The organism is Bacillus sp. AY2-1 (assembly GCF_008368965.1).
In the GTDB taxonomy this organism is placed as follows: Bacteria; Bacillota; Bacilli; order Bacillales; family Bacillaceae_G; genus Bacillus_A; species Bacillus_A thuringiensis_S.
The window spans coordinates 12470-29298 of record NZ_QPEL01000016.1 but is presented as its reverse complement, the minus strand read 5'-3'; the positions used below and the strand labels follow the sequence as shown (position 1 = coordinate 29298).

The window sequence follows — 16829 nt, the reverse complement described above, 5'->3', positions numbered from 1 at the left end:
AAAGTCTTTGCAAATCAATATTTGCTATGGTATACTATAAACCGAGATAACCATGTCATGTATATTTTGTGAAAAAGAGAGTGGGGAAACCCACTCTTTCGTGTTACTATCTACATTTTATTCATGTAGATAGTAAAGACATTTCTGTCGTATATACATATTTTGTTACAAGTTTTACTTCTTAAATTTGGTAATACTAAGACAGATATTCCCTGCTTAACGGCAGGGGCTTTTGTTAGCTAACGAGAAAGAATAAGATAGACCGTCTTTGTGAACGGGATCTTTTCTTGTAAATGGTACATGGCGGCAGGAAGGAGGCTGTTTATGGATAAGAAAGTCACAGAAGTTGTAGAAGCATTTGCGCAGCCAATCGTTGAAGAGTTAAATCTTGAACTTGTAGATGTAGAGTATGTGAAAGAAGGACAAGACTGGTTCTTACGCGTATTCATCGATTCTGAAAAGGGAGTCGACATTGAAGAATGCGGTGCGGTAAGTGAACGTTTAAGCGAAGCTTTAGATAAAGAGGATCCAATTCCTCACCTTTACTTTTTGGATGTATCATCTCCTGGAGCAGAACGCCCATTAAAGAAAGAGAAAGACTTCCAGCAAGCGGTAGGAAAACAAGTGGCAATTAAAACATATGAGCCAATTGATGGCGAAAAGATGTTTGAAGGAAAGTTACTTTCCTACGACGGTACTACAATTACACTACTATTAACAATTAAAACACGTAAAAAAGAAATCCAAATTCCAATGGATAAAGTTGCAAATGCGCGACTTGCTGTTACGTTTTAGTAAGAAGGGGGATCTTCATGAGCACTGAGTTGTTAGATGCTTTGCTCGTATTAGAGTCAGAAAAAGGTATTAGTAAAGATATTATTATTGATGCGATTGAAGCAGCATTAATCTCTGCTTATAAACGCAATTTTAACCAAGCACAAAACGTTCGTGTGAGCTTTAACCCAGAAGTGGGAACAATTCAAGTTTTAGCACGTAAGGACGTTGTTGATAATGTGTTTGATCCACGTCTTGAAATCTCTGTAGAAGAGGCAAGACAAATTAATCCAAACTACCAAGATGGCGACGTACTAGAAATTGAAGTAACGCCAAAAGATTTTGGTCGTATTGCAGCGCAAACTGCAAAACAAGTTGTAACACAACGAGTTCGTGAAGCAGAACGTGGTGTTATTTACTCAGAATTTAGTGATCGTGAAGAAGACATTATGGTTGGTATTGTACAACGCCAAGATGCTCGTTTCATCTACGTAAGCTTAGGCAAAGTAGAAGCTTTATTACCTGTAAGTGAGCAAATGCCAAATGAGCAATATAAGCCACATGATCGTATTCGCGTATTTATTACAAAAGTAGAAAAGACAACAAAAGGACCACAAATTTACGTATCACGTACACATCCTGGTCTTTTAAAACGTTTATTCGAAATGGAAGTTCCAGAAATTTATGATGGAACTGTAGAAATTCGCTCTGTAGCGCGCGAAGCAGGAGATCGTTCTAAAATCTCTGTGCATGCAGAAAACATTGATGTTGATCCAGTTGGTTCTTGCGTAGGACCGAAAGGACAACGTGTACAACGTGTTGTAGATGAACTAAAAGGTGAAAAGATTGACATCGTTCGCTGGTCAAATGACCCAGTTGAATATGTTGCAAATGCTTTAAGCCCATCACAAGTTGTTAAAGTACTTGTAGATGAAGATGAAAAAGCAACAACTGTTGTTGTTCCAGACCACCAGCTATCGTTAGCTATCGGTAAGCGTGGACAAAATGCACGTCTTGCAGCTAAATTAACAGGCTGGAAAATTGATATTAAAAGTGAGTCTGATGCGAAACAACTTGGAATTGTTACAGAAGAAGATAGCGTAATCGCATTCGGATTCGATTCAGTTGAAGACGAAATCCAATAGAGGTGATGAGTATGAGCAATCGAAAAGTTCCGTTACGAAAATGTATTGCGACGCAAGAGATGAAATCAAAACGAGAGCTGGTTCGCATTGTTCGTTCCAAAGAGGGCGAAGTGTCTATTGATTTATCTGGAAAAAAATCAGGACGAGGTGCATATTTGTCAAAAGATAAAGAATGCATTATACAAGCCCAAAAGAAAAACATTTTGGAACATCATCTAAAAGCGAAAATCGACAGTTCTCTGTACGAAGAGCTTCTTGAGCTTGTTGAGAAGGAGTCGAAATAAGTGTCCGATTGGAAATCGTTTTTAGGACTAGCAAATCGCGCTCGAAAAATCATTTCGGGTGAAGAACTCGTTTTAAAAGAAGTACGAAGTGGTAAAGCAAAGCTCGTATTGCTTTCTGAAGATGCGTCAGCGAACACTACTAAACGTATCACTGATAAAACGACGTACTACAACGTACCAATGAAAAAAGTCGAAAATCGACAACAATTAGGGCATGCGATTGGGAGAGACGAGCGAGTCGTTGTAGCTGTGTTAGATGAAGGCTTTGCGAAAAAGCTACGTAGCATGCTCGATACAAATTACCGGGGGTGAAGGTATGAGTAAAATTCGAGTACATGAATATGCAAAAAAAAATAATATCTCAAGTAAAGATCTTATGACAAAACTTAAAGAGATGAATATCGAGGTTTCGAATCATATGACAATGTTAGAAGACGAAGTAGTAAATAAATTAGATAATGAATATAACACTGGAGCGGAAAAACCTTCTGTTGCAGATGAGTTTGAAGTAGAAGAGAAAGTTGTTCGCAGTAAAAAGAACAGCAATAAGAAAAAGAAAAAAGGCAAAGGAAATGAAGACAAACGTCAAGATAACTTTGCTGGAAGACAACAAACACAAATAGTAGAAACACCAGATAAAATTACTTTCTCTGGAAGCCTTACAGTAGGTGAACTTGCTAAAAAGTTAAGCAAAGAGCCATCTGAAATTATTAAAAAGCTCTTCATGCTAGGAATTATGGCGACAATTAACCAAGATTTAGATAAAGATACAATTGAGTTAATCGCTACTGATTACGGTATTGAAGTAGAAGAAGAAATAGTGGTAAGTGAAACTGAGTTTGAAACATTCATGGATGAGCAAGATGATGAAGAAAACTTAAAAGAGCGTCCAGCTGTTGTTACGATTATGGGACACGTTGACCATGGTAAAACAACATTACTTGACTCTATTCGTAATTCAAAAGTAACTGCTGGCGAAGCTGGTGGAATTACTCAGCATATTGGTGCATACCAAGTTGAAGTAAATGATAAGAAAATTACATTCTTAGATACGCCTGGTCACGCGGCATTTACAACAATGCGTGCTCGTGGTGCGCAAGTAACTGATATTACAATCCTTGTTGTTGCAGCTGATGACGGTGTTATGCCACAAACAGTTGAAGCGATTAGCCATGCAAAAGCAGCTGGAGTACCAATTATTGTTGCTGTGAATAAAATGGATAAACCAGCGGCGAATCCTGATCGTGTAATGCAAGAATTAACAGAATATGAATTAGTTCCAGAAGCTTGGGGCGGAGACACAATTTTCGTACCAATTTCTGCAATTCAAGGCGAAGGCATTGACAACTTGCTAGAGATGATCCTTCTTGTAAGTGAAGTAGAAGAATATAAAGCAAACCCAAATCGTTATGCAACGGGTACTGTAATTGAAGCACAGCTTGATAAAGGTAAAGGAACTATCGCGACATTATTAGTTCAAAACGGTACGCTTCGAGTTGGAGATCCAATTGTTGTTGGAACTTCATTCGGACGTGTTCGTGCAATGGTAAGTGATATTGGTCGTCGTGTAAAAGTTGCTGGTCCATCAACTCCTGTTGAAATTACAGGTTTAAATGAAGTACCACAGGCTGGAGATCGTTTCATGGCATTCGCTGATGAGAAGAAAGCTCGTCAAATCGGTGAATCACGTGCACAAGAAGCGTTAGTTGCACAACGTGGTGAGAAATCTAAATTAAGCCTTGAAGATTTATTCCAACAAATCCAAGAGAGCGATGTAAAAGAAATCAACTTAATCGTAAAAGCAGACGTACAAGGTTCTGTTGAAGCGATGGCAGCATCACTTCGTAAAATTGATGTTGAAGGCGTAAAAGTTAAAATCATTCACACTGGTGTAGGTGCGATTACAGAATCTGATATTATTTTAGCTTCTGCATCTAATGCAATTGTAATTGGATTTAACGTACGTCCGGATGTGAACGCGAAGCGTACAGCTGAATTAGAGAACGTTGATGTTCGCTTACACCGCATTATCTACAAAGTAATCGAAGAAATTGAATTAGCAATGCAAGGTATGCTTGATCCAGAATTCGAAGAAAAAGTAATCGGTCAAGCGGAAGTTCGTCAAACATTCAAGGTAACAAAAGTTGGAACAATTGCAGGTTGTTACGTAATTGACGGTAAAATTACACGCGATAGTGGCGTTCGTATTATCCGCGATGGTATAGTAATTTTCGAAGGACAACTTGATACGTTAAAACGTTTCAAAGACGACGTAAAAGAAGTTGCACAAAACTATGAGTGTGGTATTACAATTGAGAGATATAATGACCTTAAAGAAGGGGACATCATTGAAGCATACGTTATGGAAGAAGTGAAGCGATGATTGTCGCTTCACTCTCATTCGAGTGTATGATTTACGATGTACATTCTTTAAAAGAGAAACGGGCAATTTTGCAACGAGTGCTAACTCGTGTGAAACAGCGCTATAATGTAGCTGTTTCTGAAGTTGGGCATCAAGATGTATGGCAACGTACAGAAATTGCGATTGTTTCCGTATCCTCAAATCGTGTTATCTGTGAAAAAGAAATGAATCGTGTACTGGAGTACATCGATTCATTTCCTGAAATTGAACGTACGATAACACAATTGGAATGGTATTGAATGAGGTGAAGAGTTATGAAATTACGTGCAAACCGTGTAGGCGAGCAAATGAAAAAAGAATTAGGCGACATCATTAGTCGTAAAATTAAAGACCCACGTATCGGATTTGTTACAGTAACAGATGTACAAGTGAGTGGTGATTTACAAATTGCCAAAGTATATATTTCTGTTTTAGGTGACGAAGAACAGAAAGAAAATACGTTAAAAGGTTTAGCGAAGGCAAAAGGCTTTATTCGTTCAGAAATTGGCCAACGTATTCGTCTTCGTAAAACACCGGAAATTACCTTTGAGTTTGATGAGTCTATCGGATATGGTCATCGAATTGATACACTTTTACATGAAATTAATAAAGACGGTAAACGTGAAGAATAATGGATAGACATTTGTCTATCCATTTTTTCAATGCAAAATAAGTTTTGGATATTTACTACGAAAGAATTATGATGAGGTGAACATATATGGAAGGTGTAGTATTATTACATAAGCCAAAAGGCATGACATCACATGATTGTGTATTTAAATTAAGAAAGGTATTGAGAGAAAAGAGAATTGGTCATACGGGAACATTAGACCCAGATGTAACAGGAGTATTACCAATTTGCGTCGGAAGAGCAACAAAAATTGCACAATTTTTAACAAGTGAAACGAAAACATATGAAGGTGAAGTAACATTAGGATTTTCAACGACAACTGAAGATGCTTCTGGTGAGGTTGTTGAAACGAAAAATGTCGATCGTGCTATTACTCGTAAGGAAATAGAAAAAGTTCTTGCTGAATTAACAGGCACGATTGAACAAATGCCACCAATGTTCTCGGCTGTAAAAGTAAACGGGAAAAAATTATACGAATATGCAAGAGCAGGACAAGATGTGGAACGTCCAGTTCGTACAATTACGATTCATGAGTTCGTATTACTTGATGATCGTGAAGTTTTTGAAGGAGAAAATATTTCATTCCGTTTCCGTGTAACGTGTAGTAAAGGAACATATGTAAGAACGTTAGCGGTAATGATCGGGGAGAAACTTGGTTTCCCATCACATATGTCTCACCTTGTAAGAACGGCATCTGGTGAATTTTTATTAGAAGATTGCATATCATTTGAAGAAATTGAAGAAAACGTGCAAAATGGAACAGTAGAGTCTATCTTCATTTCAATTGATGAAGCATTAAGTAAGTTTCCAAAAATGGTTGTAGATGAAAAGCAAGCAGAGAAAATTAAGAATGGTATGTTCTTAAAGAATGAATTAGAAATAACGGCACCATTTATTACAGTGTTTGATAAAAATGATCGGTGCTTAGCAATTTATGAACATCATCCGAAACATCCTGGCATGTTAAAGCCGATGAAAGTACTTGTGAATAATCAAGAACTAAAGCTATAATGAATTATTGGAAGGATTATTACAGAAAAAGGTGAATTCAAGCGTGAAACTTATTCATTTAACTCATCCACATGAACAAAATAAATTAGAATTACCACCTACTGTAATGGCATTAGGATTTTTTGATGGCATTCATTTAGGACATCAATGTGTAATTCGAACTGCGAAAAAAATAGCGGACGACAGAGGATATAAAAGTGCAGTTATGACATTTCATCCTCACCCATCTGTTGTTTTAGGGAAAAAGGATGCGCATGTGGAGTATATTACACCAATGCGTGATAAAGAAAAAATAGTCGAAAGCTTAGGAATCGATATATTATATGTAATTAAATTTGATGAATCATTTGCAGGGTTATTACCGCAACAATTTGTAGATGATTATATTATTGGTTTAAATGTAAAGCATGTAGTAGCAGGGTTTGATTATTCATATGGACGTTTAGGAAAAGGAAAGATGGAGACTTTACCATTTCATGCAAGAGGGGAGTTTACACAGACTGTGATTGAAAAAGTTGAATTTCAAGAAGAGAAAGTAAGTTCTACAGCATTACGAAAGTTAATTCGAAATGGCGAAATGGAACAAATTCCATCTATTTTAGGTAGAGCCTATACTGTAGCGGGAACAGTTATACACGGCGACAAACGTGGGCGTCAAATTGGTTTTCCAACAGCTAATGTAGGTTTAAGTGATGAGTATTTATTGCCACCTGTAGGTGTTTATGCAGTGAGATTAAAAGTTCACGATGAATGGTACGATGGTGTATGTAATATTGGATATAAACCGACTTTTAAAGAAGATGAGCGTCAATTATCAATTGAAGTGCACTTATTTGAATTTAACAAAGATATATACGACCAAAATGTTACAGTAGAGTGGCATATGCGTATAAGAGAAGAGAAGAAATTCAATGGCATTGATGAGTTAGTTGAACAAATCGCAAAAGATAAGAAAACAGCACAAGAATATTTTGCGAGCGAAAAGAATATACTTGCTTTTTCAAATGAAAAGTAGTATTCTATGTTATGTACTTTATGACAACCATTGCTTGGCATTGCGACTCACCGACGCTTGCTAGGTAATTGGGGGTTTAATTAATAGGAGGTGAAATAGGATGGCTTTAACACAAGAGCGTAAAAACGAAATCATTGCACAATTTAGAACTCATGAGACTGATACTGGTTCTCCAGAGGTTCAAATTGCTGTCCTAACGGAGCAAATTAACACTCTAAACGAGCACTTACGTACTCACAAGAAAGATCATCATTCACGTCGTGGTCTATTAAAGATGGTTGGTAAACGTCGTAACTTACTAACTTACCTTCGTAATAGCGATATCACACGTTACCGTGAATTAATCACAAAGCTTGGCTTACGTCGATAGTCAAAGAAGCGGGAATATTCCCGCTTTTTTGTTAGGTAAAAATATATCTTCTACGCTTTATAGCTTACTTAATTTTAGGCAATACTAGAGGTAGAATATTGTGATATACTATCCATTTACATAGAAGAATTGAATACTTTAAATTGAGAGGGGTACTTAAATGAGTCAAGAAAAGCAAGTCTTCTCGATAGATTTAGCTGGTCGCCAGCTAACAGTTGAAACTGGTCAGCTTGCCAAACAAGCGAACGGAGCAGTATTAGTAAGATATGGCGATACAGCGGTTCTATCTACAGCAACTGCATCAAAAGAAGCTAAAAATGTAGATTTTTTCCCACTTACAGTAAACTATGAAGAGCGTTTATATGCAGTCGGAAAAATTCCTGGCGGTTTTATTAAGCGTGAAGGTCGTCCAAGTGAAAAAGCAATTTTGGCAAGTCGTTTAATCGACCGTCCAATTCGTCCGCTATTCGCAGATGGTTTCCGTAACGAAGTGCAAGTTGTCAGCATTGTAATGAGTGTTGATCAAGATTGTTCTTCTGAAATGGCAGCTATGCTTGGTTCTTCATTAGCGTTATCGATTTCAGATATTCCATTTGAAGGTCCAATCGCTGGTGCGACAGTTGGTCGTATTAATGGCGAATTCGTTATTAATCCAACAGTAGAACAGCAAGAACAAAGTGATATCCACTTAGTTGTAGCTGGTACGAAAGATGCGATTAACATGGTTGAAGCAGGAGCAGATCAAGTGCCTGAAGAAACAATGTTAGAAGCAATTATGTTTGGTCATGACGAAATTAAACGTTTAATTGCATTCCAAGAAGAGATTGTACAAGCTGTAGGTAAAGAGAAATCAGAAGTGAAACTTTATGAAGTTGACGCTGATCTTAATCAAGCTGTACGTGAAATGGCTGAGAAGGATATGCATTCTGCAATTCAAGTACATGAGAAACATGCACGTGAAGATGCAATTAACGAAGTGAAAAAGCGTGTAATTGAGCATTACGAAGCTGAGGAAGCTGACGCTGATACATTAGGACAAGTAAATGAGATTTTATATAAAATTGTAAAAGAAGAAGTACGTCGTCTTATTACAGTTGAAAAAATTCGCCCAGATGGCCGTAAAGGTGACGAAATCCGTCCTTTAGCATCAGAGATTGGTATTTTATCTCGTACACACGGTTCTGGTTTATTCACACGTGGACAAACACAAGCATTAAGTATTTGTACATTAGGTGCATTAGGCGATGTGCAAATTTTAGATGGTCTTGGTGTAGAAGAATCAAAACGCTTTATGCACCATTACAATTTCCCATCATTTAGTGTTGGTGAAACAAGACCGATGCGTGGACCAGGTCGTCGTGAAATTGGTCACGGTGCACTAGGAGAGCGCGCACTTGAGCCTGTAATTCCATCTGAAAAAGATTTCCCATACACAGTACGCCTTGTATCTGAAGTATTAGAATCAAATGGTTCTACTTCACAAGCAAGTATTTGTGGTAGTACTTTAGCAATGATGGATGCGGGTGTTCCACTTAAAGCTCCAGTTGCAGGTATTGCAATGGGTCTGGTTAAATCTGGTGAGCATTACACAATTTTATCTGATATTCAAGGTATGGAAGATCATTTAGGTGATATGGACTTTAAAGTAGCAGGTACAGCACAGGGTGTAACTGCACTGCAAATGGACATTAAAATCGATGGTTTATCACGTGAGATTTTAGAAGAGGCATTACAACAAGCGAAAATTGGTCGTGTGCACATTCTAAATCATATGTTATCTGTTATTGCAGAGCCACGTACTGAATTATCAGCTTACGCTCCAAAGATTATTACAATGACAATTAACCCAGATAAAATCCGTGACGTTATTGGACCAAGCGGTAAACAAATCAATAAAATTATTGAAGAAACTGGCGTTAAAATTGACATCGAGCAAGATGGTACAGTATTCATTTCATCAATAAATCAAGAAATGAACGACAAAGCTAAGAAGATTATCGAAGATATCGTTCGCGAAGTACAAGTAGGTGAGATCTACGAAGGAAAAGTGAAACGTGTTGAGAAATTTGGTGCTTTCGTTGAATTATTCAGCGGTAAAGATGGATTAGTTCATATTTCTGAACTTGCACTTGAGCGTGTAGGTAAAGTAGAAGACGTTGTGAAAATCGGTGATGTAATTACAGTTAAAGTTATCGAGATTGACAAGCAAGGTCGCGTAAATCTATCTAGAAAAGTATTGCTAAAAGAAGAGCAAGAAAAAGAAGCTGCTAAAGAAGAAGACAAACAAGAGCAGCAATAAGTAAAAGCCAGTTAAACTGGCTTTTTTTGTTATGTAAAAAACATGATGTTCATATATTTTTATGTCGGTATAGGTATAGTTTTCATTATAACGCTCAAATTAACAAAGATAAGAAGAAAATGTTTTTATATAGTTAATTTGGGAGGGTTTATATGAAAGTTCGTATATTGGCATACATATGTATATTTTCTTTATATGTCAGTTTAGGCTCTTATTCTGTTTTTGCACAAGATAACTTGCATGAAGAAATTCAAAAGTATGCAAAACAGTATGAGATTGCACCTCAAAATGCGATGATTGATAAAATATGGAAGGCAACACCTGGATATAATGGAAGACAAGTGGATATTGAAGCATCGTATAATAATATGAAGAAGCTAAAGGAATTTGATCAAAAATATCTTGAATTCAAAGAAGTCTCACCGAGTGTTCATTTGGAAGATTTATCACCAGCTCCAATTTATAGAGGGCATCCAAATAAAAAGATGGTAGGATTAACAATAAATGTGGCATGGGGAAATGAGTATTTGCCACGTATATTAGAGATATTGAAAAAGCATGATGTGAAGGCCACTTTCTTTTTAGAAGGACGTTGGGTGAAAGAAAATTTGCGGTTTGCAAAAATGATTGTCGATGCAAAACAAGAAGTTGGAAATCACTCATACACACACCCTAATATGAAAACGTTATCCTCAGATGAAATACGAGATCAGTTACAAAAAACAAATCGAATGATAGAAGTAGCAACGAATCAAAAAGTAAGATGGTTTGCCCCGCCGAGTGGAAGCTTTCGAGATGAAGTCGTAAAGATTGCAGATGATTTTCAAATGGGAACGATTATGTGGACTGTAGATACGATTGATTGGCAGCGACCTGAGCCAGATGTACTATTGCAGAGAGTAATGAGAAAAATACATCCAGGTGCTATCATATTAATGCATCCTACTTCGTCTACAGCAGAGGCTTTAGATATAATGATTACAAAATTGAAGGAACAAGGATATAAAGTGGGGAATATAACTGAATTACTGGATGAAAAACGTGTGGATTAAATACATTTGCATGACATTCATCCTTAAACTTGTTATCATTAAATAATAGCGTTTTATTTAGAGAAACTGGCAGTAGGAGGAAAGTTTTTGATTAAAAAATATACTTGTAAAAATGGTGTAAGAATAGTTATGGAGAATATACCAACTGTAAGATCGGTTGCAATTGGTATTTGGATCCATGCGGGATCAAGAAATGAAAATGAAAAAAATAATGGGATTTCTCACTTTTTAGAGCATATGTTCTTTAAAGGGACAGAGACACGTAGTGCACGAGAGATTGCAGAATCATTTGATAGCATTGGTGGTCAAGTGAATGCATTTACTTCAAAAGAATATACTTGTTACTATGCAAAAGTATTAGATGAGCATGCTAAATATGCTTTAGATGTTTTAGCAGATATGTTCTTTAATTCAACATTTGATGAGGAAGAACTGAAAAAAGAGAAGAATGTCGTATGTGAAGAAATTAAAATGTACGAAGATGCTCCAGATGATATTGTGCATGATATGTTAACGAAAGCAACATATGAAACGCATCCACTCGGATATCCTATTTTAGGAACAGAAGAAACGCTTAATACGTTTACAGGTGATACGTTACGTCAATATATAAAAGATCATTACACACCTGAAAATGTAGTTGTATCAATTGCAGGAAATATTGATGAAGCATTTTTACAAACAGTGGAGCAATATTTCGGTAGTTATGAAGGAACAACAAACCGTGAACAAGTACATAGCCCAATTTTCCATTTCAATAAGGTAGCCCGCAAAAAGGAAACGGAACAAGCTCATTTATGTCTAGGATATAAAGGCTTACAAATGGGACACGAAGATATTTATAACTTAATTGTATTAAATAACGTTTTAGGCGGTAGTATGAGTAGCCGTTTATTCCAAGAAGTACGTGAGCAACGTGGATTAGCTTACTCAGTATTTTCTTACCACTCTTCTTATGAAGATACAGGCATGTTAACACTTTACGGTGGAACTGGTAGCCAACAATTAGATACATTGTATGAAACAATGCAAGAAACATTAGAGACATTGAAAAATACAGGTATTACAGAAAAAGAGCTTATGAATAGTAAAGAGCAATTAAAAGGAAACTTAATGTTAAGTTTAGAAAGTACAAATAGCCGTATGAGCCGTAACGGTAAAAATGAATTGCTTCTTCGTAAGCATCGTTCACTTGATGAGATTATTGAAAGTGTAAACACTGTAACAAAAGAAAATGTGGACGGATTAATTCGCAATATGTTTACTGATGAATTCTCTGCGGCACTTATTAGTCCAGACGGAAAACTTCCAAAAGGAATAAAACTATAATCGATTTTTATAATGTATCTGATAATAACCTTCTCTCTTTTTAAATGAGAGAAGGTTATTTTTTTTATCCATATAGAATAGGTACTAATTATAGACAATGCAAATGAAAAATTCAGTAGGGGGAGTGGAGTATGTATGCGATTAAGTGAATTAAGTGGTAAAGAGGTTGTAGATATAGAAAAAGCGGAAAAAATGGGAGTCTTAGGTTATATGGATTTAGAGATTAATGAGAAAGACGGACAAATACAAACACTTATAATACCTGTAGGGAAGTGGGGAGGTTTTAAAAAGGAACCACAAGAAGTAAGGGTGGCATGGAGTCAAATAAAGAAAGTCGGACATGATATGCTTCTTTGTGATAGTATGGATCGTTCAAATTCGGAGTGAAGGATGGCCATTTTGGTCATCTTTTTTTGTATCTACATAGAAACCTGATAAAACATATATGCATTTGGATTTTCAATCACCATAAACTCGTACATTACATATGATGTGGAGGAAAAAGAAAAAGTAGGCACTTTTCTTATAAATGACAGAAAAAGAAGGTGAATTAGGGAATGTTGACTGAGATGCATATTGCTGTCATAGGAGGAGATGCAAGGCAGCTAGAAGTAATTCGTAAGCTAGTTGAATTGGATGCAAAACTTTCTTTGATAGGGTTTGATCAGTTAGATCATGGTTTCACAGGGGCAGCAAAAGAAAGTATACAAAATTTAGATTTCACTTCTGTAGACGCAATTATTTTGCCGGTTGCAGGTACAAATGCCAAAGGAGAAGTAGATACTATTTTTTCAAATGAAAAAGTTTCAATAACGAAAGAACAAATTGAAAATACACCAGAACACTTTACTATATATTCAGGTATTGGTACACCTTACTTGGAAAATCTCGTATCTACTACGAACCGAAAACTTGTTAAATTATTTGATCGTGATGATGTAGCAATATACAATTCTATTCCAACTGTAGAAGGTACATTAATGATGGTAATTCAACATACCGACTATACAATTCATGGGTCCAATGTAATGGTTCTAGGATTTGGTAGAACAGGAATGAGTGTTGCGAGAGCATTTCAATCATTAGGAGCCCATGTCAAAGTTGGAGCAAGACGATCTGAACATATTGCACGTATTACAGAAATGATGTTTTCTCCTTTTCATATGCAAGACATAGAGAAAGAAGTAGGAAATATCGATATTGTAATCAATACAATTCCGTACCTCGTTGTAACAGCGAATGTTATTGCAAAAATGCCAGCTCATACGTTAGTGATTGATTTAGCTTCTAAACCAGGCGGTACTGACTTTAGATATGCCGAAAAAAGAGGAGTCAAAGCGTTGCTAGCACCTGGATTACCAGGTATTGTTGCTCCAAAAACGGCTGGGCAAATTTTAGCAAATGTTCTTTCTCAGTTATTAGCAGCAGATGCAATTGCAAAGGAGGAGGAAAAGAAATGAGTTTGAAGGGGAAACGAATTGGTTTCGGATTTACGGGTTCACATTGTACGTATGAGGAAGTTATGCCGCACTTAGAAAAATTAATTGCTGAAGGGGCAGAAGTACGTCCCGTTGTTTCATACACTGTTCAATCAACAAATACTAGATTTGGAGAAGGAGCAGAATGGATTAAGAAGATTGAAGAAATAACAGGTTTTAAAGCAATTAATTCAATTGTTGGAGCAGAGCCACTTGGACCTAAAATTCCATTAGACTGCATGGTAATCGCTCCTTTAACAGGAAATTCTATGAGTAAATTTGCAAATGCAATGACAGACTCTCCAGTACTAATGGCAGCAAAAGCGACGTTAAGAAATGGCAAGCCTGTCGTATTGGCGGTTTCGACGAATGATGCATTAGGATTAAATGGGGTAAATCTAATTACACCAACAAGGTGGCGACATAGCCTAAACGCTTATATGTCGCCATCTTGAGGGAGCTTAGGGTAAAGCACAAGTTCGAAATCATCGAGCCTTTGCCACTTTTCCTTTTTATAAACAGCCTTTTCTAAAACGGACTTTAGGAGGCTGTTTTTCTTTTTGGGATCATCTGTTTTAAAGTAGAGATCAAGAACATTCTCCACTTGAGGTATTGTATCTTTCTTGACTTTTTCCTTCTTAATTTCGGTTTTAATTTCTTTCTTTAAGTTTTCCATAGTGGAAGTAATTTCAGTTATACGGTCAGAAACTACATTCGAGCGTTCTAAAAACATATCGACTGTGTAAACGCCACGTTCTAATAAATCATGTAAATTATTTTTTTGTTTTTGGACATCCACTAATTCTTTTTCAAGCTTGCGTAATGCAGCTTCATTCATTTGAATGACTTGTGTTTCTTTTAATTTGTCATCTTGCTTATGTTTTTCAAAATCAGCTTTATAATTGATGTACCATTCTTTTAATGCCTCGAGTAAACGCTTCTCGATTAATTCAGTATAACTTGTTTTATTTTCACAGCCACGGTGTTTACAATCCATGGTTTCTTTTCGGTTCTTCGGATAACGTTGGACCATACTGTAACCACATTTAGAGCATTTAATAATACCAGCTAGTGGATTTTTAATTCCGTTCGTATTGTAAGGAACGTGATATCTTGAGTTTAATTTTTCTTGTACTTGTTCAAATAAACTTTCCGGTATGATTGGCTCATGTTTGCCATCAGCAATAATCCAATCTGATTTATCTTGACGAGTACAACTTCTTTTTACGGCATCAGGCTGTTTTACTTCTTTTCGTTTTTGCCACGTTACTTTTCCGATGTACACATTATTTTTTAATATATCCAAGATGCTATAAGGATTCCATTCGTTTCCTAACTTACTTTTGTAGCCAAGATCATTTAACTTGCTCCTAATTGCATTTGCTCCCATATCCTCATTTGCATACCAATCAAATATCATTCTAACGACAGAGGCTTCTTCTGAATTAATTGTTAAAGTACGCTCTCGCTTATTTAAACGATGTATATCATATCCGAAGGGTGCATGTGTACCAAGGTAATTCCCAGCCTCTACACTAGCGACACGACCTCGTTGCATACGTCGTGTAATAATCTTTAACTCCTTACGAGCCATAAACGCTTCAAATTCGCTATATTCTTCATCCCACTCATCATTAAGGTCATAAGTCTTCCTAGGTGTCATAATCTTCGTATTTGACCGTTTAAACGTCTCTAAAATGATTCCTTGCTCTTTCATACCACCACGACCTAAACGGTCCATATCCATACAAAGAACAACATCATATTTATTATCTTCAATCTCTTCAAGTAGCGCTAACATCTCAGGGCGTTTTACTAAGCTCTCACCAGAAACAATTTCCTCACGGACAGATAGAACATTTAAGTTCATTTCCTTAGCAATTTTCAGCAGGGTAGAGCGGTGTTTTGCTAAAGTTTCGCCTTCGCCGCGTGCTTCGGCTTCGAGATCGGCACGGGATTTTCTTAAGTAGATTGCTGTTTTCATATTTAAACCTCCTTATTGATATGTATTATATGAATTGTAATGATTGGAATGAAGTAAATGATAATATAAAAAGCTAGCCGAATTTTATATTATTTAAAAAAAGTCCATGAATCGGACTTTTTAATCATGAATTACTTTATTGTATTCAAGCCAGTTTTTTGTTTCTGGATTATAAAGAAAAATTGTATTTTGTTCCTGTAAATCATTTGCTCTTACTAGAACCCATTCTTTAGTTGGACGAGTATGGAGATGAATTAAGTTTTCATTTTGGACAGTAGTTTCTGAAATGAACTTTACAGTATAGTAAACTTTTTTTAATTCACCTATTTCTTTAAGGTAGAGATACATAATCGCAATTAGGAAAACCCAAATTACTATTGGACCAACTAAAAATTGAATAGCCTGTTGAGATGTTAAATCAAATTTTAGTATTTGTTCTTTAGCAAAATAGAAATGCATGGCTTGGGTAAGTAGACTAACAACCACAAGTATAATATATAAAAGTTTATTTAGACCCCAATATATAATAATGATGCCATTTTTGATAGAAATAAGAGTGTTTTTAATTTTATTATGTTGGTTTAACCATTCATTTTTTTTATTAATAAAATTTTGGTACATGTTAATTGTGTGTAAATAACCTAAAGCGGTACGAATCATTTTAAGTGCAAAATAAACAAATATAGAGATGAATAATATGGAAACTAACATAGCATCTATATTATATATTGTATTTAGTATAACTTTTGTTGGTTTAGGAAGACCAATAAAATATAAGGAGAACGATACAAGTTGGAATAAAAGATAAAATCCAATAAAGGCCGTAATAGATTGTGTCATCTTTGTTAAAAATCTAATGTGTTTTCCTTCAAATATTAAATCAAAATTGGTTTTCTTATTATAGATAATTAGAACGCCCAAAAAAGAGGCTATGGATAGAATTATTGGAAAAGCTTTAGATAATCCTTCAGAAAAAGAAGCTATATCTTTTATAAAAGTCATTTGTATGAGTTCCCTTCTATAACTTTGTATAACATCGAAAATCATTATTATTAA

17 protein-coding genes and 1 pseudogene are annotated in these 16829 nt (G+C 35.9%); 16 read left to right on the top strand and 2 right to left on the bottom strand.

Annotation, left to right across the window (positions count from 1 at the left end):
• Positions 1-324: 324 nt before the first annotated feature.
• From rimP to dpaB, 16 genes and pseudogenes are all read left to right on the top strand, one after another.
• Positions 325-795: a ribosome maturation factor RimP gene (gene rimP, locus DN403_RS03025; protein WP_000359095.1), complete on the top strand. Its 471-nt coding sequence runs from the start codon at positions 325-327 to the stop codon at positions 793-795.
• Between the two features lie 17 nt (positions 796-812).
• Positions 813-1919 (top strand): transcription termination factor NusA, encoded by a 1107-nt coding sequence (gene nusA, locus DN403_RS03020; protein WP_000102599.1) that lies wholly within the window; start codon positions 813-815, stop codon positions 1917-1919.
• 11 nt (positions 1920-1930) lie between these two features.
• On the top strand, positions 1931-2203 hold the full coding sequence (gene rnpM / locus DN403_RS03015) for an RNase P modulator RnpM (protein ID WP_000071123.1): 273 nt from the start codon (positions 1931-1933) through the stop codon (positions 2201-2203).
• The gene (locus DN403_RS03010; RefSeq protein WP_001286522.1) at positions 2204-2515 is read left to right on the top strand and encodes a YlxQ family RNA-binding protein; all 312 of its coding nucleotides are present in this window, start codon (positions 2204-2206) and stop codon (positions 2513-2515) included.
• A gap of 4 nt (positions 2516-2519) precedes the next feature.
• The gene (infB, locus tag DN403_RS03005; RefSeq protein WP_000036346.1) at positions 2520-4586 is read left to right on the top strand and encodes a translation initiation factor IF-2; all 2067 of its coding nucleotides are present in this window, start codon (positions 2520-2522) and stop codon (positions 4584-4586) included.
• The gene (locus DN403_RS03000; RefSeq protein ID WP_000634349.1) at positions 4583-4864 is read left to right on the top strand and encodes a DUF503 domain-containing protein; all 282 of its coding nucleotides are present in this window, start codon (positions 4583-4585) and stop codon (positions 4862-4864) included. The genes infB and DN403_RS03000 overlap by 4 nt, the downstream gene beginning before the upstream one ends.
• Before the next feature lie 15 nt (positions 4865-4879).
• Complete coding sequence (gene rbfA / locus DN403_RS02995; RefSeq protein ID WP_000776437.1) at positions 4880-5236, top strand: 30S ribosome-binding factor RbfA; 357 nt, start codon at positions 4880-4882, stop codon at positions 5234-5236.
• An 86-nt stretch (positions 5237-5322) separates the two neighbouring features.
• A complete protein-coding gene (truB, locus tag DN403_RS02990; RefSeq protein WP_000399365.1) occupies positions 5323-6246 on the top strand; it encodes a tRNA pseudouridine(55) synthase TruB in 924 nt (307 codons plus the stop codon).
• A gap of 43 nt (positions 6247-6289) precedes the next feature.
• The gene (ribF, locus tag DN403_RS02985) at positions 6290-7261 is read left to right on the top strand and encodes a bifunctional riboflavin kinase/FAD synthetase (RefSeq protein ID WP_000766703.1); all 972 of its coding nucleotides are present in this window, start codon (positions 6290-6292) and stop codon (positions 7259-7261) included.
• 100 nt (positions 7262-7361) lie between these two features.
• Positions 7362-7631 carry a 30S ribosomal protein S15 gene (rpsO, locus tag DN403_RS02980; RefSeq protein ID WP_001229392.1) on the top strand — a complete coding sequence of 90 codons (270 nt, stop codon included), beginning with the start codon at positions 7362-7364 and terminating at the stop codon, positions 7629-7631.
• A 160-nt stretch (positions 7632-7791) separates the two neighbouring features.
• Positions 7792-9930 carry a polyribonucleotide nucleotidyltransferase gene (gene pnp / locus DN403_RS02975; RefSeq protein ID WP_000076742.1) on the top strand — a complete coding sequence of 713 codons (2139 nt, stop codon included), beginning with the start codon at positions 7792-7794 and terminating at the stop codon, positions 9928-9930.
• 152 nt (positions 9931-10082) lie between these two features.
• Positions 10083-10982, top strand: coding sequence for a polysaccharide deacetylase family protein (locus tag DN403_RS02970; RefSeq protein ID WP_000868231.1), 900 nt, complete (start codon positions 10083-10085; stop codon positions 10980-10982).
• Between the two features lie 87 nt (positions 10983-11069).
• On the top strand, positions 11070-12311 hold the full coding sequence (locus DN403_RS02965; protein WP_000592996.1) for a M16 family metallopeptidase: 1242 nt from the start codon (positions 11070-11072) through the stop codon (positions 12309-12311).
• Positions 12312-12446: 135 nt separating this feature from the next.
• Entirely contained in the window at positions 12447-12698 is a 252-nt protein-coding gene (locus DN403_RS02960) for a YlmC/YmxH family sporulation protein (RefSeq protein WP_016077306.1), read from the top strand.
• 170 nt (positions 12699-12868) lie between these two features.
• Complete coding sequence (gene dpaA, locus DN403_RS02955; protein ID WP_000954737.1) at positions 12869-13771, top strand: dipicolinic acid synthetase subunit A; 903 nt, start codon at positions 12869-12871, stop codon at positions 13769-13771.
• Positions 13768-14193 (top strand): annotated as a pseudogene (gene dpaB / locus DN403_RS02950) (dipicolinate synthase subunit B); the annotation flags it as partial. The gene dpaA and the pseudogene dpaB, both read left to right, overlap by 4 nt.
• A gap of 32 nt (positions 14194-14225) precedes the next feature.
• Here the strand turns inward: dpaB and DN403_RS02945 are convergent.
• Together DN403_RS02945 and DN403_RS02940 are read right to left on the bottom strand one after the other, a co-directional pair.
• Positions 14226-15773, bottom strand: coding sequence for a recombinase family protein (locus tag DN403_RS02945; protein ID WP_149185297.1), 1548 nt, complete (start codon positions 15771-15773; stop codon positions 14226-14228).
• Between the two features lie 120 nt (positions 15774-15893).
• Positions 15894-16775, bottom strand: a complete 882-nt coding sequence (locus DN403_RS02940; RefSeq protein WP_086397962.1) for a hypothetical protein — start codon at positions 16773-16775, stop codon at positions 15894-15896.
• Between the last annotated feature and the right edge of the window lie 54 nt (positions 16776-16829).